7 protein-coding genes are annotated in these 4,529 nt (G+C 38.3%); all 7 read right to left on the bottom strand.

Going from position 1 to position 4,529, the window contains the following annotated elements:
• Window positions 1-1,502, bottom strand: a 1,502-nt coding sequence (locus AB1488_10610) for an N-6 DNA methylase (protein ID MEW6410540.1), incomplete at its 3' end; no start/stop codon positions are given.
• A gap of 124 nt (window positions 1,503-1,626) precedes the next feature.
• Entirely contained in the window at window positions 1,627-1,911 is a 285-nt protein-coding gene (locus AB1488_10605; GenBank protein ID MEW6410539.1) for a type II toxin-antitoxin system RelE/ParE family toxin, read from the bottom strand.
• A gap of 2 nt (window positions 1,912-1,913) precedes the next feature.
• On the bottom strand, window positions 1,914-2,138 hold the full coding sequence (locus AB1488_10600) for a ribbon-helix-helix protein, CopG family (protein ID MEW6410538.1): 225 nt from the start codon (window positions 2,136-2,138) through the stop codon (window positions 1,914-1,916).
• A gap of 54 nt (window positions 2,139-2,192) precedes the next feature.
• On the bottom strand, window positions 2,193-2,876 hold the full coding sequence (locus AB1488_10595; protein ID MEW6410537.1) for a YggS family pyridoxal phosphate-dependent enzyme: 684 nt from the start codon (window positions 2,874-2,876) through the stop codon (window positions 2,193-2,195).
• 1 nt (window position 2,877) lies between these two features.
• Window positions 2,878-3,513, bottom strand: coding sequence for a hypothetical protein (locus AB1488_10590; GenBank protein ID MEW6410536.1), 636 nt, complete (start codon window positions 3,511-3,513; stop codon window positions 2,878-2,880).
• A complete protein-coding gene (locus AB1488_10585; GenBank protein MEW6410535.1) occupies window positions 3,476-3,652 on the bottom strand; it encodes a hypothetical protein in 177 nt (58 codons plus the stop codon). The genes AB1488_10590 and AB1488_10585 overlap by 38 nt, the downstream gene beginning before the upstream one ends.
• A gap of 54 nt (window positions 3,653-3,706) precedes the next feature.
• The coding region (locus AB1488_10580; protein ID MEW6410534.1) for a radical SAM protein at window positions 3,707-4,529 on the bottom strand (823 nt) is incomplete at its 5' end.

Here is a 4,529-nt window from a genome sequence, read left to right as displayed (position 1 = left end):
CCATCAGGGATAACAATCCCCATCCTTCCACGAACATCAAGATAATCAAGACATCTTTCTATAAAAAGAATATCTGGAACCTGTCCATCAAAGAGTTTACTTTCTTTTTCCCATTGTCCTGTCTCTTTATTCAGTTTCCATTTATGGCCGAGTTCAAAGTTTTTTAGTATCTCCCGATTAGTAACCTTTCCTTTAGTTCCAAAAGGGGGATTTGTGAGGATAACATCAAATCTACTTTTTATAACCTTTGTAGCACCCATTTCATGGGCTGTTCTTGATATTATTTCAAAGTCATCGAGGGCATTGGCAGAGAAAACCCCTGTATGTCCATCATCCTCAAGAACCATCCGCATCTTTGATACCCTTGCAAGGTCGGGGTTAAAGTCCATTCCCCTTATTTTATCAATAGCATATGAAAGTTGAGCATCTCTGAGTTCCCCAGGGTCTTTTACTACCTTTTCTATTTGTTTCCAGACATGCTTCATAGCTGCCACAAGGAAACCACCCGAACCACAGGCAGGGTCAAAGACTATCTCATTAGATTTTGGATTTAGCATCTCCACCATTAGCCTAACTATTGGATCAGGAGTGAAAAACTCACCCCTTTCTCCTCTTTGATGAGCATAGACAAAGGTCTGGAATGCTGTTCCCTTTACATCAGCAGGTGTCTTTCTGAGATCAAAATACATTAACTGTCCGACAACAAAACCAAGTGTTACAGGTTTTAGGTTTATCCTTTCATCAGATGTAAAGACATCGCCATATCTTTTCTTTACTTCGGCGAAGAGTTCTTCCATACGTGATATAAAGGAGTTACCCTTACCTTCTATGAGGAGGTCATTTTCTTCTTCTGTGATTCCAAATCTCGCAACGGCGCTTGAATAGTCTCTCTCATCCACTATCTTCAGAAAGAGTATCTTTAAAACCTCATTAAAGACCTTCTCCTTAAGGAGACCTTCATTTGCATAGATATAGTTATGGCAGGTTTCAAAGACAGATTTTAGTTCCGTGGCAGGCTTTAGTTCGCTTTTCTTTGGAAGTTCTAAGGTCTCTCCTTTTTTAGGAATGTTTGGAATAGGTTTGAAGTATGGAGCTTTATCAAGTTTCTTGAGATAAACAGTTTCTACACCATTAAACCATACGCCATATTTCGCAGCAGTCAAAGGGGCAAGATAGGTTTTAAGTTGCTGTATTCCGTCTGTCCGCTCTTTTCTTTTGCATTCAACGACTATGTAGATATTGTCCTGTGTTTTATCTTTTACATCGTGGAAGACTACAATATCAGCAGGGCCAATAAGTGCACTGCCTTTCTGGATTTTGAATTCGGGCTGCATCTGATTAAGGTCATAACCGTATTCTTTGTGTAGCCGCTCTTCAAAGACTACTTTTGCCTCAATATTTTCAGGTTTGCCAGAGATATATTCACTAGTGATATAATCTTTTATATATCCAGCTGTCTCAAATTCTTCTGGTGTTTTATATTTATGAGCACCTTTTGCCATACTTAGCTTGAATTATAACATTTTACCTTGCCATGTAAAAAACTACCTCGGTGTTAAACTCATTCAGCCAGGATATTACCTGGCTCATGAATTCTCTTTCATTGGATTTAATATCTGGCATAAGCTATCCTTTTGATACCCTTTTCTCCATCATTTCATACACATGTTTTCTATGGATAATACCGAGTATCCATACTTCATTATTTACTATTTTAAATACTACCCTGTAATCCCCAACCCTTAATTTCCAATACCCTTTAAGGGTCTTTCTTAAGGGCTCACCGTATTGATGAGGAGCAGTCATAAGACGAGATTCTATAGCATTTTTAATACGTTTTTTAAGCCTCTCATTGAGCAATGGCATATCAACTGTCTTAACATCAGGATGATATCTAAGCTCAAAAGGCAAGACTACCAGACCTCATTATGTTTCAATGCTTTTGCTCTATCAAAGGTTCGTTCCCTTTTCTCAGCAAGTAAGGACAATGCAATATCTTCTTCCAATTCTAATGCCTCCTTTATTAGGTCACGGACTTTTAATGAGAGTGATACCCCTTCTTTCTCTGCAAGATGCTGAACGCTCTTGTAAAGTGGCTTTTCCAGAACTACATTAATCCTCGGATTTTTTGTTGGCATAATAGACTACCTCTTTTTATAGTGTAACACTTATAATACACCGAATCAACACTTTTATTTTCTCTCCCCAAATATCGCTGTTCCTATTCTGACCATCGTAGCACCTTCCTCCACTGCTACCTCGTAATCATTCGACATACCCATAGAAAGTTCTTTCAATCCTGCTTCTTGTGAAAGTTTTTTCAGATGCCTGAAAAAATATCTTGAATCCTCTGGGTTTTCCGAAAAAGGTGGCATGGTCATGAGTCCTTTAACATCCAGATTTTTAAATGCTGATACATCTTTAAGAAATTCCTCTAATTCTTCTGGTTTTATTCCATATTTGCTCTTTTCCGCTGAAACATTTACCTCTATAAGTATATCCTGTATCTTATCGATACTTTCTGCTTGTCCATCTATCTCCCTTGAAAGATGGAGACTATCAACCGAATGAATCAGGTCAAATAACCTCACTGCAATCTTTACCTTATTCGTCTGAAGATGCCCGATCAGATGCCACTCAACCTCATCACTCATAACTCTTAACTCATCACTCATAACTTTTTTTTGTGCTTCCTGCACCCTGTTTTCGCCGAGTATCTCTGCCCCTGCACTTATAGCCTCCATTATCCTGTCTATATCAATTGTCTTTGTGACAACTACTATCTTTATATTATCAGGATCCCTTCCTGCCCTGAGAGCAGTGGCCTTTACTCTTTCTTTAACTGCTTTCAGGTTCTCTGCGATAGAAAACCCCATATTATTCTTCAGAGTATTCCTGCCTTATAAGTAGACTTTTATTTTCTTTCTCTTGTCTGGGTTTCTCATAGGCAAGAAGACTTTTCAACTTTTTGTCTCTATGTATTAGCCTTGCGAGTTTAAATGCCTTTTTCTTTTCCTGTGCTGTCATCGGTTCGTAGAGACCAACTATATCACTGTCATCCTTTAGGCTACCAGCTTTTAGTTTCATTGTAACAAGATAAGGTTTTGACAGCACTGGAAATAGTATATCTTCCAATGGCTTTGCCTCTTCTAAGCCTTCTAATTCCCATTTATATTTTGCAATGATAAGATCAATTCTTGGATACTCGCCAGCTCTATCATCCATAAAGATGACATCATGCTTAAATGGATCATCCGCGATCTTGCTTCCTTCTATAAAACGTATTTCAAAATTATCTGGTATTACTTTTTTGAGCAGTTCAATAAAGGTAAGGGTCTCTTTTCTGTAAATGGTTTCTGTATAGATACAAAAATCTACATCTGCGGTTGTCTTCTCTACTCCATGGGCAATTGTAGCATATCCACCAATAAGGGCAATGCTAATCTTAGTATGCTTGCTAAGAGACAGGACGGTATTATTTACGAGTCTTAATGTATCTTCTATAGACTTCATATTCTTTTACGCCTTTTGTCTTCGCTTTTAATAAGATGATGTCATTAAAGAGGGCATTCATCTGTTTTATTCGTTCAAGAGGTGTTAGTGCCAAAAACTCTTTCTTCATCTCTTTTCTCTTTTGTTCCATTATATCCATAATATACCTCCTTCGTTTTTAAAGCATACAAGTCGTAATCAGCGAATAGGTAATTCAAGTTATATTATACATCGCCTTTTGATATTCCTTCCAGAGATATTCCCTTTTCACACCAATATCTATGATCTCCCAAGGAAAAACCTCATCCATATACCTTTCACGCATCGTATAGAATGAGGGGTCAATACCTGTATCGCTTGCATCCTTTCGCCAGTCATCTATCTTAATCATCCGTTCAAGTACTCCACTGAGTCTTCTATCCCCACGCGATAGCATCCCTTGAAGATGAGCCCATTTTGGTAAGTCATGTATCATATTCGTATTTCTGATACCTGAGATAGACTTCTTGAGATATTTTAGTTTGACTTTAAGGTCTTCAATACTATTCATACTGCACCATTGAAATGGTGTAAATGGTTTTGGAACAAAACAGTTAACGCTCAGGGTAATTCTCCCTATGCTTCCTTTTATCCTCCCTGCAGAAAGCTGGATATCATGCACCTTTTTTGTAAGAGTGACTATTGAATCAATGTCCTCTATCGTCTCTGTTGGCAAACCTATCATGAAGTAGAGTTTAAGATTTGGTATACCTTTACTGAATATGATCTCTGCCGCACGCAATATATCATCCTCTCTTAGGTCTTTTTTGATTACCTTCCTTAACCTTTCAGAGCCTGCTTCAGGTGCAAGTGAGACAGTCTTATGTCCACTCGAAACAAGGGTGTCAGCAATTCTATCTGTAATAGCATCTGCTCTAAGGGAAGAAACCGATATACGAATGCCGAGTTTCGACAGTTGAGAACAAATACTATCTATCTCAGGGTGATCCGAAACAGCTGCACCAACCAGTCCTACCTTTGCATCTGTAACTCCGAAC

The organism is Nitrospirota bacterium (assembly GCA_040756155.1).
Taxonomy (GTDB): Bacteria; Nitrospirota; Thermodesulfovibrionia; order JACRGW01; family JBFLZU01; genus JBFLZU01.
The sequence above is the reverse complement of the archived record's forward strand: the minus strand, read 5'-3'. Positions and strand labels throughout refer to the sequence as shown.